At 66.4% G+C, this 22650-nt stretch carries 12 protein-coding genes; 9 read left to right on the forward strand and 3 right to left on the reverse strand.

The annotated features are described in order from the left end of the window. Positions 1 to 25 precede the first annotated feature (25 nt). Together dnaJ and dnaK are read right to left on the reverse strand one after the other, a co-directional pair. Entirely contained in the window at positions 26 to 1168 is a 1143-nt protein-coding gene (dnaJ, locus tag BLEFHOIH_RS01975; protein ID WP_088342826.1) for a molecular chaperone DnaJ, read from the reverse strand. Positions 1169 to 1553: 385 nt separating this feature from the next. Next, positions 1554 to 3491 (reverse strand): molecular chaperone DnaK, encoded by a 1938-nt coding sequence (gene dnaK, locus BLEFHOIH_RS01980; protein ID WP_088342827.1) that lies wholly within the window; start codon positions 3489 to 3491, stop codon positions 1554 to 1556. Between the two features lie 190 nt (positions 3492 to 3681). Between dnaK and BLEFHOIH_RS01985 the strand changes: the two genes are divergently transcribed. Further along, on the forward strand, positions 3682 to 4377 hold the full coding sequence (locus tag BLEFHOIH_RS01985; RefSeq protein ID WP_088342828.1) for an alpha-ketoglutarate-dependent dioxygenase AlkB: 696 nt from the start codon (positions 3682 to 3684) through the stop codon (positions 4375 to 4377). Here BLEFHOIH_RS01985 and BLEFHOIH_RS01990 read toward each other — a convergent pair. Beyond that, entirely contained in the window at positions 4365 to 6464 is a 2100-nt protein-coding gene (locus BLEFHOIH_RS01990) for an FHA domain-containing protein (RefSeq protein WP_088342829.1), read from the reverse strand. The genes BLEFHOIH_RS01985 and BLEFHOIH_RS01990 overlap by 13 nt on opposite strands. Before the next feature lie 316 nt (positions 6465 to 6780). Here BLEFHOIH_RS01990 and ahcY point away from each other — a divergent pair, with 316 nt between their 5' ends. From ahcY to BLEFHOIH_RS02030, 8 genes are all read left to right on the forward strand, one after another. Beyond that, positions 6781 to 8181, forward strand: a complete 1401-nt coding sequence (gene ahcY, locus BLEFHOIH_RS01995; RefSeq protein WP_088342842.1) for an adenosylhomocysteinase — start codon at positions 6781 to 6783, stop codon at positions 8179 to 8181. A gap of 257 nt (positions 8182 to 8438) precedes the next feature. Then, positions 8439 to 10994: an ATP-binding protein gene (locus BLEFHOIH_RS02000; RefSeq protein WP_088342830.1), complete on the forward strand. Its 2556-nt coding sequence runs from the start codon at positions 8439 to 8441 to the stop codon at positions 10992 to 10994. Positions 10995 to 11173: 179 nt separating this feature from the next. After that, positions 11174 to 12727 carry a tRNA (adenosine(37)-N6)-threonylcarbamoyltransferase complex ATPase subunit type 1 TsaE gene (gene tsaE, locus BLEFHOIH_RS02005; protein ID WP_088342831.1) on the forward strand — a complete coding sequence of 518 codons (1554 nt, stop codon included), beginning with the start codon at positions 11174 to 11176 and terminating at the stop codon, positions 12725 to 12727. 235 nt (positions 12728 to 12962) lie between these two features. Next, the gene (locus tag BLEFHOIH_RS02010; RefSeq protein WP_088342832.1) at positions 12963 to 13688 is read left to right on the forward strand and encodes a nucleotidyltransferase family protein; all 726 of its coding nucleotides are present in this window, start codon (positions 12963 to 12965) and stop codon (positions 13686 to 13688) included. Next, the gene (gene addB, locus BLEFHOIH_RS02015; protein ID WP_170936944.1) at positions 13669 to 16794 is read left to right on the forward strand and encodes a double-strand break repair protein AddB; all 3126 of its coding nucleotides are present in this window, start codon (positions 13669 to 13671) and stop codon (positions 16792 to 16794) included. The genes BLEFHOIH_RS02010 and addB overlap by 20 nt, the downstream gene beginning before the upstream one ends. Positions 16795 to 17359: 565 nt before the next feature. Then, entirely contained in the window at positions 17360 to 20893 is a 3534-nt protein-coding gene (gene addA, locus BLEFHOIH_RS02020; protein WP_088342834.1) for a double-strand break repair helicase AddA, read from the forward strand. A gap of 45 nt (positions 20894 to 20938) precedes the next feature. After that, on the forward strand, positions 20939 to 21274 hold the full coding sequence (trxA, locus tag BLEFHOIH_RS02025) for a thioredoxin (protein ID WP_088342835.1): 336 nt from the start codon (positions 20939 to 20941) through the stop codon (positions 21272 to 21274). A gap of 208 nt (positions 21275 to 21482) precedes the next feature. Further along, positions 21483 to 22325, forward strand: coding sequence for a hypothetical protein (locus BLEFHOIH_RS02030; protein ID WP_088342836.1), 843 nt, complete (start codon positions 21483 to 21485; stop codon positions 22323 to 22325). The last annotated feature ends 325 nt before the right edge of the window (positions 22326 to 22650 follow it).

Raw genomic sequence — 22650 nt, forward strand, 5'->3', positions numbered from 1 at the left:
CGCGGCGGCGTCAGGCAAGCAAGGTTCAGTCCTTGCCCATCCGCTCCCAAAAATCCTTCACCCGCTGGGCAAAGCCGCTGAGGCCGGGATTGGTGTTGTCCGTCGAGGCCTTCTCGAATTCCTTCAGCAGCTCTTTCTGCTTGCGGGTGAGGTTCTGCGGCGTCTCGATCTCGACCTGGACATAGAGATCGCCGGTCAGCGTCGAGCGGAGCACCGGCATGCCCTTGCCCTTCAGGCGGAACTGCTTGCCGGTCTCGGTGCTCTCCGGGATTTTCACCCGCGCCCGGCCGCCGTCGATGGTTGGCACTTCGAGCTGGCCGCCGAGGGCGGCGGTGGTGATGGTGATCGGCACCTTGCAGAACAGGTCGGAGCCGTCGCGCTGGAAAATCTCGTCCGGGGCGACCGACAGGAAAATGTAGAGATCGCCGGGCGGGCCGCCGCGCACCCCGGCCTCGCCCTCACCGGCTAGCCGGATGCGGGTGCCGTCCTCGACGCCGGAGGGAATATTAACCGAAAGCGTGCGCTCGCGCAGAACCCGGCCCATGCCGGAGCAATTGTTGCATGGATTCTGGATGATCTCGCCGCGGCCCTGGCAATTCGGGCAGGTTCGCTCGATGGTGAAAAAGCCCTGGCTCGCCCGCACCTTGCCGAAGCCGGCGCAGGTCGGACAGGCCATCGGGCTCGATCCGGCCTCGGCGCCGCTGCCCGAGCAGCTATCGCAGATGATCGAGGTCGGCACGCTGATCTGCGCCACCTTGCCCATGAAGGCGTCGGCGAGGGTGATCTCCATGTTGTAGCTGATATCGGCGCCGCGCTCGCGTCCCGACCGGGTGCGGCGGCGGCCGCCCATGAACTCGCCGAACAGGTCGTCGAAGATCTCGGACATGGAGGCGGAGAAATCGGCGCCAAAGCCGTGCGCGCCGGCGCCATTGCCGTTGCCGCCCTCGAAGGCGGCGTGGCCGAAGCGGTCATAGGCGGCCCGCTTGCGCGGGTCCTTCAGCGCTTCATAGGCCTCGTTGACCTCCTTGAAGCGCATTTCGGCGTCGCCATTGCCGGGATTGCAGTCGGGATGATATTCCTTGGCCAGCTTGCGGAAAGCATTCTTGATTTCCTGTTCGCCAGCTCCCCTGCCCAAGCCGAGCACATCATAATAGTCGCGCTTGGCCATGTCTTACCCATTCTCCGTATTCAGATGATCCGTGCCGCTTGCGACGGGACGGCAGGCATTGATGTCCAGCGAAGTGCCCTTCGCCACTATGCGGCGTCTTTCCATTCGGATTGTGCCCAGCACGTTGCCCGATCTGGACACGGCGATAGATCCGACTCCAGGCTCTCCCAAAATCGTCGGGAGCGCAAGGCCGGGAAGACGCGCAAGCTCATCGAGGTTTGCTGTGTCGCGGGCGGTCACCTGAGGCGTGCCGCGCCCGCGAGCCGAAAGACCAGCCGCAGCGAGACGCAATGCCGCGACTGGCGGCGCTGCGTCCCATGCTGAGCTGCGTTGATCCATAGACTTACCCGATTGCGGTAAGACCGTGCGGTACAGCCGATCGGACTTAGGCGGATTTCTTCTTGTTCTCGTCGTCGCGGACTTCCTCGAACTCCGCATCGACGACACCGTCGCCGCCACCGCCCGGCTGCTGCTGGGCGCCGCCGGCCGCACCCGCCGAGGCGCCGCCATCGGTGCTGGAGCCCTGGGCATAGGCCGCTTCGCCCAGCTTCATGGAGGCGCGGGCAAGCGCTTCGATCTTGGTGATGATCTTCTCGCGGTCCTCGCCCTCGAGCGCGGCGCGCAACTCGGTCATGCCGGTCTCGATGGCGGTCTTATCCTGGGCGGACACTTTGTCGCCCAGATCGCCCATCGAGCGCTCGGTGGTGTGGATGAGAGCCTCACCCTGGTTCTTGGCCTCGACCAGTTCGCGGCGCTTCTTGTCGTCGGCGGCGTGCGACTCGGCTTCCTTGACCATGCGCTGGATGTCAGCCTCGTTGAGACCGCCCGAGGCCTGGATGCGGATGGACTGAGCCTTCTGCGTGGCCTTGTCGAGCGCGGAGACGTTGACGATGCCGTTGGCGTCGATGTCGAAGGTGACTTCGATCTGCGGCACGCCGCGCGGCGCCGGCGGAATGCCGACGAGGTCGAACTGGCCCAGCATCTTGTTGTCGGCCGCCATTTCGCGTTCGCCCTGGAAGACGCGGATGGTCACGGCGTTCTGGTTGTCCTCGGCCGTCGAAAAGACCTGGCTCTTCTTGGTCGGGATGGTGGTGTTGCGGTCGATGAGGCGCGTGAACACGCCGCCCAGCGTCTCGATGCCGAGCGACAGCGGGGTGACGTCCAGAAGCAGCACGTCCTTGACGTCGCCCTGCAAGACACCGGCCTGGATCGCGGCGCCCATGGCGACGACTTCGTCCGGGTTGACGCCCTTATGGGGCTCCTTGCCGAAGATGGTCTTCACGGTCTGCGCGATCTTGGGCATGCGGGTCATGCCGCCGACGAGCACCACTTCGTCGATCTCGGCCGCCTTCAGATTGGCGTCGCGGAGCGCGGCCTGGCAGGGGCCTGCCGTGCGCTGCACCAGATCGTCGACGAGGCTTTCGAGCTTGGCGCGCGTCAGCTTCATCGTCAGATGCTTGGGGCCGGTCTGGTCGGCGGTGATGAAGGGGAGATTGATTTCGGTCTGCGGGACGGAGGAGAGTTCGATCTTGGCTTTTTCAGACGCCTCTTTCAGGCGCTGCAGCGCGAGCTTGTCGCCGCGCAGATCGATGCCGTTCTCCTTCTTGAATTCGGCTGCCAGATATTCGACGAGGCGCATATCGAAATCCTCGCCGCCGAGGAACGTATCGCCATTGGTCGATTTCACTTCGAAGACGCCGTCGCCGATCTCGAGGATCGAGATGTCGAACGTGCCGCCGCCAAGATCGTAGACGGCAATGGTCTTGCCTTCCTTCTTGTCGAGGCCGTAAGCGAGCGCGGCAGCGGTCGGCTCGTTGATGATGCGCAGCACGTCGAGGCCGGCGATCTTGCCCGCGTCCTTGGTAGCCTGGCGCTGGGCGTCGTTGAAATAGGCCGGAACGGTGATGACGGCGCGCGTCACCTTCTCGCCGAGATAGGACTCAGCCGTTTCTTTCATCTTCTGCAGAATGAAAGCGGAAATCTGTGAAGGCGAATATTTCTCGCCGCGCGATTCGACCCAGGCGTCGCCGTTTTCGGCTTTGACGATCTTGTACGGGACGAGCTTCTTGTCCTTCTCGACCATCGGGTCGTCATAGCGCCGCCCGACGAGGCGCTTGATTGCGAAGAACGTATTTTCCGGATTCGTCACCGCCTGACGCTTCGCCGGAAGCCCGATCAGCCGCTCGCCTTCGCTGGTGAAAGCCACCATTGACGGCGTGGTGCGCATACCCTCCGAACTCTCGATAACCTTCGGAGTCATGCCCTCCATGACCGATACGCAGGAATTCGTCGTACCGAGGTCGATTCCTATGACTTTCGACATCCGATAACCCTCTATATATCTTCCATCAGGCAGACTGGTGGGCCTTGCTTAGCACCCCTCGCGTCCGCGCCAAATTTGAACCTTGCGCGACCGCCAGTCCCCTAAACACTTGCTCCAGTAAGTTGGCGGTTATATAGGCCGCACTGTATGCGCGTACAAGCCGCCGAATTCAAGCACGCTCCTTGAAGCTATGACAAAAGATTATGGTGGCGACGTGTTTCTTCAAGGGTGCGGCAGCGAAGGCACAGAAGAATTGAACGAGGCCAAAATCCCAGCCGGATGCGGTTACTTTCCCGGCCATCTCGGGCCCGCCGAGCAGTCCGAATTGCTGGCGGTGATTCGCGCGGCGATCGCTCAAGCCCCGCTTTACACACCAACCATGCCCCGGACGGATAAGCCTTTTTCCGTGGCGATGACAAATTGCGGGCCGCTCGGCTGGGTGTCCGACAAAGCGGGCGGCTACCGCTACGAGCAGCGCCATCCGGGGACCGGCGAGCCCTGGCCGCCGATCCCGCCGCAATTGCTGCTTCTGTGGAGCGCGCTGACCGGGGATAGCCGTTTGCCGCAGGCCTGCCTGATCAATTATTACGGTGGAAAGGCAAAGCTCGGCCTCCACCGCGATGAGGATGAAAGCGATTTCTCCGCGCCGATCCTGTCGGTTTCGCTGGGCGACAGCGCCCTCTTCCGCATCGGCGGCCTCGCCCGCCGCGACCCGACCACGCGCATGATCCTGGCCTCCGGCGACGTGCTGGTGATGGGCGGTCCGTCGCGGCTGCGCTATCACGGCATCGACCGGATCATGCCGGGCACGTCCGATCTGCTCGCCGAGGGCGGCAGGTTCAATTTGACGCTGCGCTATGTTGGCGCCGGCCCTCAGGCGGCGTGAAATTTCAGCCTGATATCGCCGAGCTGGACGACATCGCCGTCCCGGAGCGCGGCGCTCTGCACACGGACGGAATTGACGAAAATGCCATTGCCGTTCGAGCCGCTGAGATCGGTGATGGTCAGATCGCGCTTGGGCGATAGCTGCACGGCGGCGTGCCGCCGGTGGACAGTCGGGGCATGGAGCTGGATGTCGTTTTCGTCATGCCGGCCGATATTCATGCCCGGCTTGTCGAGCGCGATGCGCCTGCCGCTGCCGAGCTCCTCGAACCAGCCGAGCGTCGAGACGGCTTTGCGCGGCGGCAAGGTGGCGGAGGGCTGGGCGCGCGCGGGGGTTTTGCCTAGGATCGAATAGTCCGGCTGTTCCACCGCCTTGCGCGATTTGAGCAAGATGTAATGCGCCAGGATCGCGCCCGCATGGTAGGCGTCGCGGGTGCGCAGGCTGCTGACGATGGCGGTCACATCGCCCTCGGTATGCAGCACGATGCCGCGAATGCGGCGCGCGTCGACGGATTGCAGCTCGTTCAGCGCTGACGCCCAGCGCGTCCCTCGCATTGCGGCGAGGAAATAGTCGCGGCGCTCCTTGGCGCGATCCTGGCTGTTCTCGCGCAGATAGCGCTGGGTTTCCTCAGGGAAAATGATGATGAGCTTGTGCCAGTAGCGGCGCGCGATGACCTGTTCCAGCTCCCAATTCAGCCAGTAGCTGACGCCGAGCATCAGCACGATGGTCTCGGCGGAATCCATCCATTTCTTGATATGCGCCTGCCACTCGTCGTCGGCGAGATTGGCGCGGACCGCGCCCAGCTTGGGCGAATGGTCGGTCGGCGAGCCGACCGCCACGAACGGCCCGGTATAGATGAAATAGCTCGCCAGCCGGTCTTCGAGCGAATAGTCGAAAATGGAGACGCCGAGCGGGTCGGCGCGCACCTGCTTCACCTCATCGGCGAAGGAGCGCAACAGGATGGTCGGCGGACGCCGGTCCATGGCCAGCAGCTTTTTGAGCGACGGCTGAAATTTCTGCCGCGCGTAAATAATCATGGTGAAGATCGGTATGAAGAACAGAAACGTATAATTCGCAATCGCATTGGCGTATTCGGACCTGCTGCCGAGCGCCAAGGCATTGATCTTATAGGCAACCACGAACAGGATAAAAGCGCCGGCGAGATAGAAGACGCCAACCACCGGGTCCTTGGCCTCGACCGAGATCTTGCCGTGACTATGGCTGTAATATTCGTTTCTGAATGCGATGATTTCTTCGGGTTTGCGCCAAATATCCTCGACGCGCACCGATTCCATCCAGATCAGGCCCATCAAGCCGGTTAAGCTTAGCGCCGTGAGGATCATGCCGCCCCAGGCTTCGACACGCATCTGCTGGGCTTGCGCCGTGTTCTCCGATATGCGGTCCCAGGCGACGGCGCACAGGCCCAAGACCCCCGTCAGCAGCAGAATGGCAAAGATCAGCCAGACCGATTTGCTGCCGGAGAAGCCGATATTGCCGATGTTCTTCCAGCCGACGAATGAGAACAAAACGAACAGGATGCCGATGACGAGCTGGAAGCGCGCGTCGCTCACGCTGGCGACGTCGGAGTGCAATCCGATAACGACCATGAGCATGTAGACGCCGGCCACGCCGCATATCACAACCAGGAAATATTTGGCGATGTTGATCAATATCAGCGGATACAGGCTGGTGCTGATGTCGATCAGGCGCAGGCGGCCGCGCGGATAGAGCCGGGAGGCGTCGGGCTCCTTGATGATGGTGTAGGGGTTGTACTCGAATTGCGTCTCCCGCAGCTTGATGCTCGGGCTGACCAGCCAATATAGGAAAACCAGTCCGCCGACGACCGGCACCAGCGACACGAACCACCAGCGTCCGCTGCGGCCCGTATCGTGCAGCCGCCTGATCGAGGCAAGCGATGTCAGGATGGAGGCGATCGCCGGGCTGAAGGTCAGATCCTCGGCCACGACGCAGATCGTGCCGAAGACAACGACGACGAAAGCCACGAAACTCCAGAACTCGGCCCGGTTCGAGCGGCCGGACAGATCGGTGAATTGCTCGAAGAATTTCGTAACAAGCTTTTCAAAATCCATGAATAAACGCTCCTAAATAAGGGTCGTCGCCGGCAAAATCAAAAAACGCGTCGGTGCCCATGCGGGCGAGAGCTGCAATATCTACTTTTTATATTCTGCAAAGCATTGACGGACAAGCGCTTCGGCAGTCTCTGCAAACAACCCGGACCCTCCGCGCCCGCCATCCGTAGCAATGCGGACCCGTTGCGGCGTCGGCGCGAAACCCGCCCCTTCATCCAAGGATATAACGACATCTTTATATGTTGTTGCCTTGATCGGCCATCCGCCCTATAGCTAAGGTCGATTTCCCAACCTTCGAGGCGACGCGATGAACGATATGAGCAGCAGCAAGGACTTCCTGGTGAAGGACCTCTCCCTGGCCGACTGGGGCCGCAAGGAGATGGACATCGCGGAAACCGAAATGCCCGGCCTGATGGCGGCGCGCGCCGAGTTCGGGCCGCAGCAGCCGCTGAAGGGCGCCCGGGTCGCGGGCTGCCTGCACATGACCATCCAGACCGCCGTGCTGATCGAAACGCTCCAGGCCATCGGCGCGGAAGTGCGCTGGGCCTCCTGCAACATCTTCTCGACCCAGGATCACGCCGCTGCCGCCATCGCCGCGCGCGGCACGCCGGTCTTCGCCGTGAAGGGCGAAACGCTCGCCGAATATTGGGATTATGTCGACCGCATCCTGGAATGGCCGAATGGCGAGACCGCCAACATGATCCTCGACGATGGCGGCGACGCGACCATCCTCGTGCTCTTGGGCGCCGAAGCCGAGACCAACCCGTCCGTGCTGGCCAATCCCAAGAACGAGGAAGAGGAACAGCTTTTCGCCACCATCAAGCGCCGCCTCGAGCGCACGCCCGGCTGGTATTCCAAGGTGAAAGCCAATATACGCGGCGTCTCGGAAGAGACGACGACCGGCGTGCTGCGGCTCTACCAGATGGAGAAGAAAGGCACGCTGTCCTTCCCGGCCATCAACGTCAATGACAGCGTCACCAAGTCGAAATTCGACAATAAATATGGCTGCCGCGAAAGCCTTGTCGACGGCATCCGCCGCGCCACCGACGTCATGATGGCGGGCAAGGTTGCGCTGGTTTGCGGCTATGGCGATGTCGGCAAGGGCTCGGCGCTGAGCCTGCGCGGCGCGGGCGCGCGCGTTGCCGTCACCGAGATCGACCCGATCTGCGCCTTGCAGGCGGCGATGGACGGGTTCGAGGTCGTCACGCTCGAAGATGCCGCGCCGAAGGCCGACATCTTCGTCACCGCGACCGGCAACAAGGACGTCATCACCATCGACCACATGCGCGCCATGAAGGACATGGCGATCGTCTGCAATATCGGCCATTTCGACAATGAGATCCAGGTCGGCTCGCTGCGCAATCTGAAATGGACCAATATCAAGCCGCAGGTCGACATGATCGCCTTCCCGGACGGCAAGCGCATGATTCTGCTGTCGGAAGGGCGTCTGGTCAATCTCGGCAACGCGACCGGCCATCCGAGTTTCGTGATGAGCGCCAGCTTCACCAACCAGGTGCTCGCCCAGATCGAGCTGTGGAAGCACAACGGCAAATACGAAAACAAGGTCTACACGCTGCCCAAGCACCTGGACGAGCGCGTCGCCAGCCTGCATCTCGACAAGCTCGGCGTGAAGCTGACCAAGCTGACCCCGGCGCAGGCCGACTATCTCGGCGTGTCCGACACGGGTCCGTTCAAATCCGATCAGTATCGCTACTGATCCGTACCGACCGCAGGCCGAGGGGTTCCAGCGCGAACCCCTCGCGCGCCCTCACCGGCGCAGGCGCTCGGCGCCGACTATGATTTTCCCCACTGTCCGATCCCGGCTTATCCCCAGCCCCGCGCGAAATTCCGCCGCAATACACGCTCTCGCTTAGGCGCTCCCGCCCGTTAAGGATAAAGTAACGGTCGATTCGTCCCTTATGGACGCTGTGGGAATGTGGACGCGCTTCCCAATGCGCCTTGCGGAGAAGCCTGATGCAGGCTGAGAACCTTCTGGCACATCGCGGGCTCCGGCGCGCCGCGATGATTGCCGCCATGGCCCTGGCGGGGCTCGCCTTGCCGGGCGGCTCGGCGCGCGCCGCCGCCGCCGGCGCGGCCGCCTCGGTCAGCGAACTCCTCCTCGTCGCCATCGTCAGCGGCGTCATCATGGCGGCTGCCGGGGCGGCGATCCTGTTCCTGCGCGCCGCCGCTCGCGCCAAGCTCAGCGAGACCCGCGCCGCCGACGCCATGAAGGCGCTGCGCCAGGAGCTGGAAGTCGCCCAGTCCATCGTCATGGCCGAGCCGCAGGTGCTGATCGCCTTCGAGGCCGACGGCACGCCCCGCCTCGTCAATCATGTGCTCGACAGCAAGCTCGGCGTGCCCGTGAAGCTGCGCAATCTGATGCGCTTCGCCTCCTGGCTGGAACGCGGCGCGGCGCTCGGCCTCGAAGGCCGGCTGAAGGAGCTGAAAGCCAGCGGCCGCCCTTTCGAGCAGACGCTGAAAACGCTGGCCGGACCGCATATCGAAGCGGAAGGCCGCGCCTCGGGCAGCGGCTATTACCTAAAATTCCGTGACCTCGCCGGACGCCGCGTCGAACTCGCCAATCTGCTCCGCGCCCAGCGCTCGGCCAATGAAGAACTCGCCTCGCAAAAGGCCCTGCTCGACGCGCTGCCGATGCCGGTCTGGTTCCGCGACGCGGAGGGCTCGCTGGTCTGGGTTAACCGCGCCTATGTCTCCGCTGTCGAGGCCGCCCGCTCGGACGAGGTCATCGAGCAGCAGCGCGAATTGCTGGAAGCCCGCCAGCGCCGCGCCGCCGAAACCGCCCTCGCCGGCGGCGAGACCTTCCGCAAGCGCCTGCAAACCGTCGTCGCGGGCGAGCGGCGCAGTTTCGACACCATCATCGTGCCGGTCGGCCGGGCGAGCGCGGGCGCGGTGATCGACGTCGCGCCGCTGGAGAACGTGCAGGACAAGCTCTCCCGCCAGATGGCCGCGCATGAGCGCACGCTCGACAAGGTCTCGACCGCCGTCGCCATTTTCGCCGCCGACCACCGGCTCAGCTTCTACAACCAGAATTTCCGCGAGATGTGGAAGCTCGAACCCGGCTGGCTCGAAGGCAAGCCGCAATTGGGCGAGTTCTTCGACCATCTGCGCCAGAAGCGGCAATTGCCGGAGCAATCCGACTACCGCAAATGGCGCGACGCCCAGCTCAAGACCGCCGAGGAATCGGAGGCCGTCGAGGATTGGTGGCATCTGCCGGATGGGCGCACCGTGCATGTGCTCGGCGACCGGCGCCCCGATGGCGGCGTCACCTATCTGATCGACGATGTGACCGAGCGCCTGTCGCTCGAAAGCCGTTATAACGCCCTCATCAAGGTGCAGCGCGAGACGCTCGAAAATCTGCGCGAGGGCGTCGCCCTGTTCGGCTCGGACGGGCGGCTAAAGCTGTTCAACGCGGCGTTCGCGGCGATCTGGAAGCTCGATCCGGCCTTCCTCGAAACCGGTCCGCATATCGATGAGGTCCGCAGCCAGTGCCAGCCGCTGCTCGACGGTCCGGAACCCTGGACGACGGCGCATCGCGCGGTGACCGGCGTCTTCGAGACCCGCGAAAGTTTTGACGGCACGCTGACGCGCCCCGACGACATCACCCTTGCCTATGCCGGCGTGCCGCTGCCCGACGGCAGCACCGTGCTGACCTATATCGACATCAGCGACACCAAGCGGGTGGAATTCGCGCTCAGCCAGCGCAACGAGGCGCTGGAGGCGGCGGACAAGCTGAAGAACACCTTCCTCAGCCATGTCTCCTATGAGCTGCGCACGCCGCTCACCAACATCATCGGCTTCTCCGACCTGATGGCCGAGCCGCCGATCGGGCCGCTGCAGGGCAAGCAGCGCGAATATCTCGAGGACATCCGCACATCGAGCACGAAACTGCTCGCCATCATCAACGACATTCTCGACCTCACCACCATCGATGCCGGCGGGCTGGAGCTGAAGCTTGCCCCCGTCTCGGTGCGCGACATCGCGGATGGCGCGGAGCTGGGCGTGCGCGAGCGGCTGACCAAATCGCGCATCACGCTGGAAACCCAGATCTCGCCCGATCTCGACATGGTGATGGCGGATCGCCAGCGTCTGACCCAGGTGCTGTTCCACCTGCTCTCCAACGCCATCGGCTTTTCGCCGGAAGGCTCGGTCATCACCCTGTCCTGCCGCACGGAGGACAATATGGTGGCCTTCGCCGTGCAGGATTCCGGCGTCGGCATCCCGGAGGAATATCAGGCCAGCGTCTTCGGGCGCTTCGAGAGCCGGTCGCAGGGGTCGAAGCATCGCGGCGCGGGGCTGGGCCTTGCCATCGTCAAAAGCCTCGTCGAGCTGCATGGCGGCCGCATCACGCTGCGCTCGGCGCCCGGCGTCGGCACCACGGTGACGGCGCTGATCCCGCAAGGCCTGTCGCGGCGCACCCTGCCCGGCCCCAACGGCCAATCCGGCACGGACGCCCCGGCGGGAAACAATGGCGCGGGCCACGACCATCATCCGCCGTCGATTTTTGGCTGAGGCCGCGCAACGGGATGGGGCGTTCCGGGTTATTACGGAAAATAAGCTTAGCTCCACATTGACCGAGGCGACCCATCCCCCACAAATCCCAACCTTTCCGGCGATCATTCGCGCTTGACGCCCGCCGCCGCCTGGCGTCTTTAACCCGAACTCTTTCCGACGGATGGTTGAGGGACGCCATGTCCGCCACGGGGCGCATCGAGCACAGGGATTGCAGCGAGGACGCCCTGCGCGATCTGGCCGAGGTGCTTGCACCGCGCCTGCGGATGGGCGATTTCCTGGCCCTGCGCGGCGAACTAGGCGCCGGCAAGACCGCCTTCGCCCGCCACCTCATCCGCGCCCTGCTGGAGCGTCCCGACGAGGACGTGCCAAGCCCCACCTTCGCGCTGGTGCAGCCTTACGATTCGGCGCGCTTCCCGATCCACCATTTCGACTTCTACCGCCTGTCCGGCCCCGCCGAGGCGCTGGAACTCGGCCTCGGCGAGGCGCTGGAAACCGGCCTCGTCATCGCCGAATGGCCGGAGCGGCTGGGCGATGACCTGCCCGCCAACCGGCTCGAGGTCGCCCTGGCGGACGCCGCAGCGCCGGACCGCCGCCATGTCACCCTCCAGGCCGTCGGAAACTGGGCGCCGCGCTTGGCCCGCTTCGCCGCCATCGACCGCTTCATCGCGGCAACCGACTGGTCCGGCAGCCGTCATTTCTACGTCAATGGCGACGCCTCGGCGCGCGGCTATACGCGGCTCTACCGCGAGGGCGAGACGGCGCTGCTGATGGACTGGCCGAAGGGACCGCTCGGCCCGCCGGTCCGCCATGGCAAGCCCTATACCGAAATCGCGCATCTGACGACGGACGTAAAACCCTTCGTCGCCATCGCAGAGGCGCTGCGCGAGGTTGGGCTCGCCGTGCCGGAGATTTACGCGCAGGACCTCGACGCCGGGCTTCTGCTGCTCGAGGATTTCGGCGACCTGACCTTCACCGGCCTCGCCGCGAGCAGCGCCGAAATGCGCCCGCTCTACCGCCTCGCCGTCGACGCCCTGCTCGCTTTGCGCCCGCATTCGCCGCCGCCGGTGCTGACGGCGGGCGGCATCAGCCACAGCCTCTCCGATTTCGACCACGAAGCGCTCGCCATCGAGACCGAACTGGTGCCGGACTGGTTCCTGCCCGCCTTGCGCGGCGCCGAGACGCCTGCCGCCCTGCGCGCCGAATTCGCCGCGCTGTGGAGCGAGCAATTCGACTGGCTGCGCGCCCAGCCGGATGGCTGGCTGCTGCGCGATTTCCACTCGCCCAACCTGCTCTGGCGCCCGAACGAGACCGGCCTTGCCCGCCTCGGCATCATCGATTTCCAGGACGCCATGCGCGGCCACGCCGCCTATGATCTCGTCTCGCTGCTGCAGGACGCCCGGCTCGACCTGCCCGACGATCTCGAAGCTGAATTGCTGCAGCATTACTGCCTCGCCGCCGCCAAGGCCGACCGCCAATTCGACCGCGCCGAATTCCTGCGCGCCTACCGCCTGCTCGGCGCCCAGCGCGCGACGAAACTGCTCGGCCTGTTCACCCGCCTCGCCCGCCGCGACGGCAAGCGCTTCTATCTTCGGCATCTGCCGCGCGCGGCGCGGCGGCTCGCCGCAAATCTCGCCGACCGTCATCTTGCCAAATTGCGCCTGTGGTATGAACGCGAAGTCCCGGGCGGCGACTCGCTCGGCGATGGCGACCGCCTCGCGGCAAGACTCTAAGGCAGGACCGGATTTCGATGGCCCAACTCACCCGTCGGACGAAATCCCCGCGCAGGCGGGGATCCAGTACGCCGCAGCAATCGAGGTGAGGCAGAGCCTGAATTTCGAGTTTGCGAATACTTGATCCCCGCCTGCGCGGGGATTTCGGAGACTTTAGACTTAGAACTGACCTCGCTCTGGCTCCGCGCGGGCGTCTCGGCGCAAGAGCGTGCCTTAAGACTTTGGGGAGTAGGATATGTCCGGCAAACCAACCCGCGCCTTGGTGCTCGCGGCAGGCCTCGGCCAGCGCATGCAGCCATTGACCGATAAACTGCCGAAGCCGCTGGTCCGCCTCGGCGGGCGGCCCTTGCTCGACCATGTGCTCGAACGCCTCGCCGCCGCCGGCATCGGCGAAGCCGTCGTCAACGTCCACTACCTCCCCGAGCAGATCGAAGCCCATCTGCGCAACCGCACCGTGCCGCGCATCACCATTTCCGACGAGCGCGCGCAGATCCTCGACACCGGCGGAGCTGTGAAAAAAGCCCTTCCGCTGCTTGGCGATGCGCCGTTCCTGGTCCACAATTCCGATTCGGTTTGGATCGAACGCCAAGGATCGACACTCGCCCGCATGATCGACGCCTGGAACCCGGAAACCATGGACAGCCTCTTGCTGCTCGCGCCCGTCGCCGCCTCGCTCGGCTATGACGGCAGCGGCGATTTCGCCGTCGGCGAGGATGGCCGCGTGCGCCGTCGCCAGCGCGGGGAGACGGTGCCCTACGTGTTCGCGGGCGTCTCCATCAACCAGCCGCACCAATTCGCGGACTGCCCGGACGGCGCCTTCTCGCTCAATCGCGTGTGGGACGAGGCGCTCGCCGCCGGCCGCCTCGCCAGCATCGCCCATGACGGCCTGTGGATGCATGTCGGCACCCCGGCGGCGCTGGCCGATGCGGAAAGATGCCTGGATGGCCTCAACGCAGCCTGAGCTGCCCCTCTTCGCCCGCGACAGCGGCGCGCGCGGGCGCATCGTCACTATTCCGCCCTCCGCGCCGTTTCTCGACGTGCTCGCTCGCGCCGTGCTGAGCGGGGACCTGCCGCACGCCGGTGGACGTCCGCCTGGGCCGCTGGAACTGGCCGATACGCAAATCTATCTGCCCAACCGCGCCGCCTGCCGGGCGCTCGCCGACGCCTTCCTGCACGCCTCCGAAAGCGGGGCGACGCTCTTGCCGCGCATCCGCCCGCTCGGCAGCGCGGAGGAAGATTCTCTGCTCATCCTCTATGGCGACGACGAGGCCGATGGCCGTCCGGACTTGCCCGTCGCCCCCTCCATCGGCGCGCTCGACCGGCGCATGGCGCTGACCCAGCTCGTGCTCGCCTGGGCGCGAAATCTGAGCCGTGGACAGTTTTCCGGCGAATCCGGCCTGCGCATCGCCGACACGCCCGCCGCCGCGGCCGAACTGGCGCTGGAGCTGATGCGGCTGATGGACGAGGCCGAGACCGAAGGCGTCGATCTCGGCCGCCTGCGCGAGCTGGTACCCGAGCGCTTTGCCGGGCATGAGCAGCTTTCGCTGAGCTTCCTCGACATCGTCTTACAGGCGTGGCCCGCCTATCTCGCCGGCCAGGAATTGCTCAACCCGGTCGACCGCCGCAACCGCATCATGGCGCTGGAAACGCAGCGCCTTAAGGATACCGCGCCGGAAACGCCCGTCATCGTCGCCGGCTCGACCGGCAGCATCCCCGCGACGGCCAATCTGATGAAGGCCATCTTCGGACTGCCGAACGGCGCCATCGTGCTGCCCGGCGTCGACCTGATGCTGGACGAGGCCGGATGGGCCGCCGTCGCCGACCATCCCGAACACCCGCAGGCCGGTCTGCACGCCTTGCTCGGCGAGTTGGGCGCAGAGCGCGCCGACGTTTCCTATCTCGCGGGCGCCGAACCGCAGCAGGACGGCCTGCACCGGGCGCAATTTATCAGCGAGGCGATGCGGCCCGCATCGACGCTCGGCGTCTGGCCGCAATTCGCCGAGGCGGCCAAGCCCGAGGCCATCCGCGCCAGCCTCGCGCCGGTCTCGCTGATCGAGGCGGCGACCGAGCAGGAAGAGGCGGCGGCGATCGCCCTCATCCTGCGCGAGGCGATGGAAGTGCCCGGCAAGACCGCCAGCCTCGTCACGCCCGACCGCACGCTCGCCCGGCGCATCACCGCCGAGCTGGGGCGCTGGGGCCTCGCCCTCGACGCCACCAGCGGCGAGATGCTGCGCACGACGCAGGCCGGCGTGTTCTACGACCTGATCGCCGAAGCCGCCGCGACCGGATCGCAGATCCCGCTGCTGGCGCTCCTAAAACACCCTCTGACCCGGCTCGGCCTGCCCGCGGGCGAGGCGCACAGGACCGCACGCATCGTCGAGATCGCCGGGATGCGCCAAGCCTGGTGCGGCGAGGGGCTGGATGGCTTGTCGAAAAGCCTCGATCTGGCGAAGAAGAAAAAGCCGCGCCATGCCGTTCTCGACCGGCTGACCGAGGAGGAATGGGCCGCCGCCGCCGATCTGGTCAGCCGCCTGAAGCGCGCCTTCCAACCGCTGACCCGCCTTGCCCGCGCCAAAAGCTCCGCCTTCGGCGCGCTCGCCGCCGCCCATGCCGATACCGCCGCCGCGCTCACCACGGACGAGACCGGCGAGCGCGTGCCGAGCACCGGCCCGGACAGCGACGCCATGGCCGTCTTCATGGCCGCGCTCTGCGGCGACATCCCCGGCCCGGCCATCGCCCTCACCGACTACCCCGCCCTGTTCCGTAGCCTGATCCGCCTGGAAAAGCTGCCCGGCGGCGCGCCCGCCCATCCGCGCTTAAAAATCCTCGGCGCGATGGAGGCGCGGCTGACCTCCGCCGATCTGGTCGTCATCGCCGGCATGAACGAAGGCGTCTGGCCCGAGGCCGCCGATCCCGGTCCGTGGCTGAACCGCGCGATGCGCGAAGCCCTCGGCCTGCCGCCGCCGGAGCGCCGCACCCGCCTTGCCGCGCATGATGTCTGCCAGCTCATGGGGGCGCCCGAAATCGTCCTCACTCGCGCGCTGAAATCCGGCGGCGCGCCGACCGTGCCGAGCCGCTGGCTGATGCGGATGCAGGCGCTGCTGCAAGGCGTCGGCGCCAAGGACGCTCTAGCGCCCGCCCGCCCCTGGCTGCATTGGGCCGCCGCGCGCAACGAAGCGCCGACCATCCCGCCGGCCAAGCCGCCAGCGCCCTGCCCGCCGCTCGACGCCCGCCCGCGCCGCCTCAGCGTCTCCGAGATCGAAACGCTGATCGCCAACCCCTATGCCATCTACGCGCGCCGCATTCTCGGCCTCTCGCCGCTCAACCCGCTCGACGCCGAGCCGGGCGGTTCCGAGCGCGGCCAGATCATTCACGACATGCTGCACCGCTTTGCCCGCCGCTATGGCGACGCGCTGCCGGGCGACTGCGCGGGCGAATTGCTGGCGCTGTTCGACGAATGCGCCGCGCTCTATGGCGACCGCGCCCGCATCAGCGCCTTCTGGCGGCCGCGCCTGGAACGTTTCGCCGGCTGGTTCGCCGAGACCGAATTCGAGCGCCGCGCCGCCTCCGCCGTGCTCAGCGAATTGCGCGGCGAGTTCGTGTTCGAGACCGATGGCGGCCCCTTCACCCTGCATGCCCGCGCCGACCGCATCGACCTCGCCCCCGATGGCCGGCTCGCCATTTACGACTACAAGAGCGGGTCGATGCCGACCGACGCCGCCGCCGCCGATTTCAAGGCTCCGCAATTGCCGCTGGAAGCGCTGATCGCCATCGAGGGCCGGTTCGAGGGCATCGCCAGCCGGAGCGTTGCGAAGCTCGCCTATATCTCGGCCAAGGGCGGCGAACCGGCCGGGCTCGAACGCGCGCTGGTCAAATTCCCGCCGGACGAACTGGCGAGAGGCGCGCGCGACGGCCTGTTCGCGCTGATCGCCCGCTTCGACCGCCCGGACACCCCCTACGCCGCCATGCGCCGCGCCGCCTTCACCGACGCCTACCGCTATGACGACTACGCCCATCTCGCCCGCGTCCCCGAATGGGCCGGCACGCAGGAGGAGGGCGCGCCATGACCGCTTTTCGTTGTCATCCCCGCGCAGGCCGGGATCCAGTCATCCCCGGAGACGCCGCGGCATCCCGGCTTCCCGCTTGCGCGGAGCCCTGCAACTCTATCCTCCGTCGCCCCGGCCGTCAGAGCCGGGGCCTACTCGCCTCTCCTCTTGCCGGAGTGCGTGCGGATCAGCCATTGGGTCCCGGCTCACCGCTTCGCGGCGTCCGGGACGACGGGCGAAGGTTTCGCGAAAGCAGGGATGACGACGTGGAGCGGCAGATGATGTTGCTCGAACGGGTTCCGCGACCTTCGCCGGAGGCCTCTATGACGGCTGCGCCCATCTCGCCCGCGTCACAAGAGCGGCCACGTTGCAGCGGCCTGCGTGTGCGGCCCCCCTCACCCACCCGCCTGACGGCGGGAGCCCTCTCCCTCGAGGGGAGAGGGCAAGGGCGCGAGCGACGAATCTGCGACGCCGATCTGGCTCTGCGCAGCCCTCTCCCCTCGAGGGAGAGGGCGGACGCGAAGCGGCCGGGTGAGGGGGCTTTTTCGCAGCCCCCCGCCTGCCCCCAACCACCGGCGAGGTCGCCATGACCGCGACCATCCTCGACTTCCCCACCCCGGACCTTGCCAGCGTGCGGGAAAACGCCCGGCGCCAGCAGATGATGGCGGCAGATCCGGCCTGCTCGGCCTGGGTGTCGGCCAACGCGGGCACCGGCAAGACCTATGTGCTCGTGCTGCGCGTGCTGCGCCTGCTGCTGTCCGGCGCGCCGCCGCAAAGCATCCTCTGCCTCACCTTCACCAAGGCGGCGGCGGCGGAGATGTCGAACCGGCTGATCGCCCGGCTCGGCGCCTGGGCGGCCAAGCCCGATGCCGGTCTCACCACCGAGCTGACCGGCATCCTCGAACGCGCGCCTACTGCCGATGAACTCGCCTTCGCCCGCTGCCTGTTCGCCAAGGTGCTGGACGCGCCGGGCGGGCTGAAGATCATGACCATTCACGCCTTCTGCGACCGGGTGCTGCGGCGCTTCCCGCTCGAGGCGGGCGTGCCGCCGAGCTTCACCATCCTCACCGAGGACGAGCAGAGCGCGGCCATGCAGGAGGCCGCCGACGCCGTGCTGCACGAGGCCGCGCGCGAGCCGGACAGCGCGCTCGGCATGGCGCTGAAGACCGCCGTCGCCCATGCCGGCGAGGATCGCTTTCAGGATCTGCTGCGCTCCGTCGCCGGCCGCCGCAAGGAGCTCGAAGCGCTGATCCGCGAGCAGGATGGACGCGATCCCTATGCCGGCATCGAGCAGTCGCTGCGGACGGCGCTCGGTGTGGGGCGCGACGCCACGGCGGAGTCGATCCTCGACGAGCAGGCGGCGACCGCGACCGACACGCTGATCGCGCATGCCGTCGCGGCGCTGCGTCTCGGCGGCAAGCTCGACAAGGAGCTGGCGGGCGAACTCGCCAAGGCGCAAGGGGCGGAGGGCGCGCAGCGGCTGTCGGCGCTCACCAAGGCGTTCCTCACCGAGAAGGCCGAGGCGCGCTCGGACGCCCGCTTCATCAGCAAGGCCGTGCGCGCCGCGCAGCCCGGCATCGCCGAAGAGCTCTGCCGCGCCCGCGACGCCTTCGCCGCGCTCGAATGCCAGCGCCGCGCGCTCCTCGTCGCCTGCGCGACCGCCGCCCTGCTGCGCCTCGCCGACGCCGTGCTCCAGCGCTACGAGCACGAAAAGACCCAGCGCACCGCCATCGATTTCGACGGGCTGATCGCGCGCACCGCCGCCCTGTTCCAGCGCTCCGACGCCGCGGCCTGGGTGCTGTTCCGCCTCGATTCCGACCTCACCCATATCCTGGTCGATGAGGCCCAGGACACCAGCCCGGCGCAATGGGCGCTGGTCAAGGCGCTGACCGCCGAGTTCTTTGCCGGCGAAGGCGTCGAGGACAAGCCGCGCACCCTGTTCGCGGTCGGCGACGAGAAGCAATCCATTTACGGCTTCCAGGGCGCCGTGCCGCGCCAATTCGCCGAGACCGGGCGCGACTATTCCGCCCGCGCCATCGCCGCCGCGCAGAACTGGCTCGAAGCGCCGCTCGCGCTCTCCTTCCGCAGCACCAGCGCGGTGCTCGGCGCGGTCGATCTGGTCTTCTCCGACCGCAGCCGCACGCCGGGCCTCACCGCCGATGGCCGCTCGGTCCGCCACTACGCCCATCGCGACGGCGAGGCCGGGCTGGTCGAGATCTGGCCGGTGGAAAAGGCCGAGCCACGCGATCCCGTCCCCGCCTGGGAGCCGTTTTCCGAACGCGCCGGAGCGCCGCCGCCCGCCGTGACGCTCGCCAACCGCATCGCGCTGCAAATCCGCCACTGGCTCGACAGCGGCGAACGGCTGGCCTCGCTGAACCGCGCCATCCGCCCCGGCGACATCCTGATCCTCGTGCGCAAGCGCGCGCCCTTCGCCGCGCCGATGGTGCGGGCGCTGAAAAATCTTGGCATCCCCGTCGCGGGCGCGGACCGGATGCGGCTGACCGAACAGCTCGCCATCATGGACCTGATGGCGCTCGGCGATTTCCTCCTACTGCCCGAAGACGACCTGACCCTCGCCGCGCTCTTGAAAAGCCCGGTCTTCGGCCTCGGCGACGACGATCTCTTCGCCATCGGCCATGATCGCCCCGGCTCGCTCTGGGATGCGCTGCGGGCGAACCCGGCCTATGCCGAACCGGCGCGGCAGCTCCAATCCTGGCTGGGCGCGGCGGCGAGCGAAAAACCGTTCGAATTCTACATGGCGCGGCTCGAAAATGACGGGCTGCGCAAGAAACTGCTAGGACGCCTCGGCCCGGAAGCCTCCGACGCCATCGACGAATTCCTCAATCTGGCGCTGACCTTCGAGGCGGGCGACGTGCCCTCGCTGCAAGGTTTTCTGCACTGGCTGCGCGTCTCCGAAGCCGAGATCAAGCGCGACATGGAGGGCGAGCGCGACGAAGTGCGGGTGATGACCGTGCACGGCTCGAAGGGGCTGGAGGCGAACATCATCTTCCTCGCCGACACCTGCTCGGCGCGCAGCAATTCGCGCGGCGGCCTCATCATGCTGCCGCCCTCGCCCGGCTCGCGCCCCGGCACGCCGGAGCTGCCCGCATGGCTGTTGCCGGGCTCGCAACTGGTGCCGCCGATCCGCGAAGCCTGCGAGGCGCTGCGCCAGGCCGAGAGCGAGGAATATCAGCGGCTCCTCTACGTCGCGATGACGCGGGCGCGGGACCGGCTCTATCTGACCGGCTTCGAAGGCCGCAATGCGCGCGACAAGGGCTGCTGGTACGATCTCATCAGCGACGGGCTGGCGGGCCGCCTGACCGAGGTGCCCGACGGTTTCGGCAATATGGTCCGCCGCATGGAATGCGCGCAGACCGTCCCCGCCAGGGTCGCCGAAACGGCGGATGCCGCGCACGCGCATCTCCCGATGCCGGATTGGTACGGGCGCGCCGCCCCCGGCGATTCGCGGCCCGTCATCGTCAACCCGTCGCGCCTCGGCCTCGACCGCCCCGGCACCCACGCACCGACCAGCGCCCCCCGCCGGCGCGGTGAAGCGCTGCTGCGCGGCCGCCTCGTGCATCGCCTGCTGGAAATCCTGCCGCTGCGGCCCGCGCCGGACTGGCTCAAGGCCGGCACGCGCTTCCTTGCCGCCGAGGCCAAGGCGCTGCCGCCCGCCGAGCGCGACGCCCTGCTCGCCGCCGTCATCGGCATACTGAGCAATGCCGAATTCGCCGCAATCTTCCAGCCGGGCGCCCGCGCCGAGGCGCCGCTCGCCATGCATCTGCCGCCGCTTGAGGAGGGGGCTCCAAGCATTCTCATTTCGGGACAGGTCGACCGGCTGATCTGCGGCGAGAGCGACATTTTGATCGTCGACTTCAAAAGCGGAGCAGGCATGCCGGAAACGCCGGATGGCACGCCGGAGGGCTATCTTGTGCAACTCGCAGCCTATAGAGTTGTTCTCCAGGGCCTGTTTCCCGGCAAAACCGTCCGGGCGGCTTTGCTGTGGACGGAGACGCCGCAGATCATGGCAATTCCGTCCGCGCTGCTCGACCGCGGCCAAAGGCTGCTTTACGAATCTTTGAGATCGGGGCACCTTGATCTGCCGACACCGCACACCTAGCTGTAGTTAACTTTACACCGCAGGGCCACTAAGAGGAGATGTTCCATGGCGCCAATAGCCGTTTCCGACGACACGTTCGAAGCCGAAGTTCTGAAGGCCTCCGAACCTGTCGTGGTCGATTTCTGGGCGGAATGGTGCGGCCCGTGCCGGATGATCGCCCCCGCGCTGGAAGAGATCGCCACGGAACTCGCCGGCAAGGTGAAGATCGTCAAGATGAATGTGGACGAGAACCCGCTCATCCCGACGCAATTCGGCATTCGCGGCATTCCGGCCCTTCTGATGTTCAAGGACGGCAAGATCTCGGCGCAGAAGGTCGGCGCGCAGCCGAAGAACCAGCTCAAGGCCTGGATCACCGAGTCCGCCGCGACCGCCGTCGCGTAAACGCGGAACGGCATGTTCAAGACCGGCAAAATATAAGGCTCCGTTCCGGGGCCTTTTTCTTGTTCGATTCCTGGCGCAGATTTTCCCTGCCTTGGATAAGACAAGGAATCGTGAGTGTTTCAACAAATTCGCGCAAGCAGCCGGCCGCCGGTGACTGGCGGGCGAAGGCGGGCGGCCGGGCGGCGCATCAGGGGACGGGGCACGACCAATGACGGCCAAAACCATCACAACGGGCGCACTGATCGCCGCCGGGCTCGGGCTCGGCGCGCAGAGCGCCCGCGCCGATGTGACCATCACCACATCCAGCACGACGCCGGTCGGCGAGATGGTCTCGACCGTCGCCATCGCCGGCCTGAAGATGCGCGAGGACAGCCGGCTGAGCGGCAATCTCGCCCGCCAGTTCGGCATGGACAGCATCACCAACACCCGCATCGTCAAGCTGGACGAGCACGAGACCATCAACATCTCGGCGCTGGAGAAGCGCGCCATCATTCAGGACAAGGATTATTTCGACCAGTCGGCCAAGAGCGGCGGCGATGCCAGGGTGATGCCGAAGGTCAGCTTCAAGCCGTCGGGGGAGACGCGGGACGTCTCCGGCAAGGCCTGCCAGGTCTATGAGATCGCGGCCCGATTCCCGATTTCGGCGGTGATGCCGGCGGATGCCGGCGCGCCGGAGATGGCGAAGATGTTCGGCTCCTCGGTGATGGCGCTGTCGGGCACCGCCTGCCTGACGCCGGATGTGAAGGGCTGGGAGGATTATAAGGCGTTCTACAGCGCCGCCAGCGCATTCTACGGCAGGGTGACCTCGCCCGAGGGCCCGGCGACGGTGCTGGTCGCGGCGGTGGCGGAAAAGGGCATCACGCTGGAGATGACGATGAAGGGCGCGCTGGAGGGCGGCGAGGACGGCGCGGCCGCCATCCCGCTGCTGGCGCAGATCGTCTCCAGCTTCGCCAACCTGTCGATGAGGGTAACGGATATTTCCACCGACGCCGTGCCTGCGACGAGCTTCGAGATCCCCGCCGACATGCCGGTGACGCGGATGACGCAGTAGAGGGAGAGCGTGTCCGCTAGCGCCTCCGCATGAGGAAATGGATCCGGTAATCCGGAAAAAAGGCGGATTGCACGAGCGCCCTTCCGGCTGTGCCGTGATCCTCCGCGTCAAAATTTGCCGCAACCCAGCCCTCTCCCATGGGGAGAGGGCGGCACGCAAAGCGTGCCGGGTGAGGGATTAATGCCTATCGGTGTGGCAATACCCTATACTAACGATAGGGATTACCCCCTCACCCCAACCCTCTCCCCATGGAGACCTTTGCGTATCGAAGGTCCTCTCCCCGTCGTCCCGGACGGCCGTCAGGCCGAGCCGGGACCCAATCATA

The organism is Rhodomicrobium sp. R_RK_3, assembly GCF_002198715.1.
Classification (GTDB): Bacteria; Pseudomonadota; Alphaproteobacteria; order Rhizobiales; family Rhodomicrobiaceae; genus R-RK-3.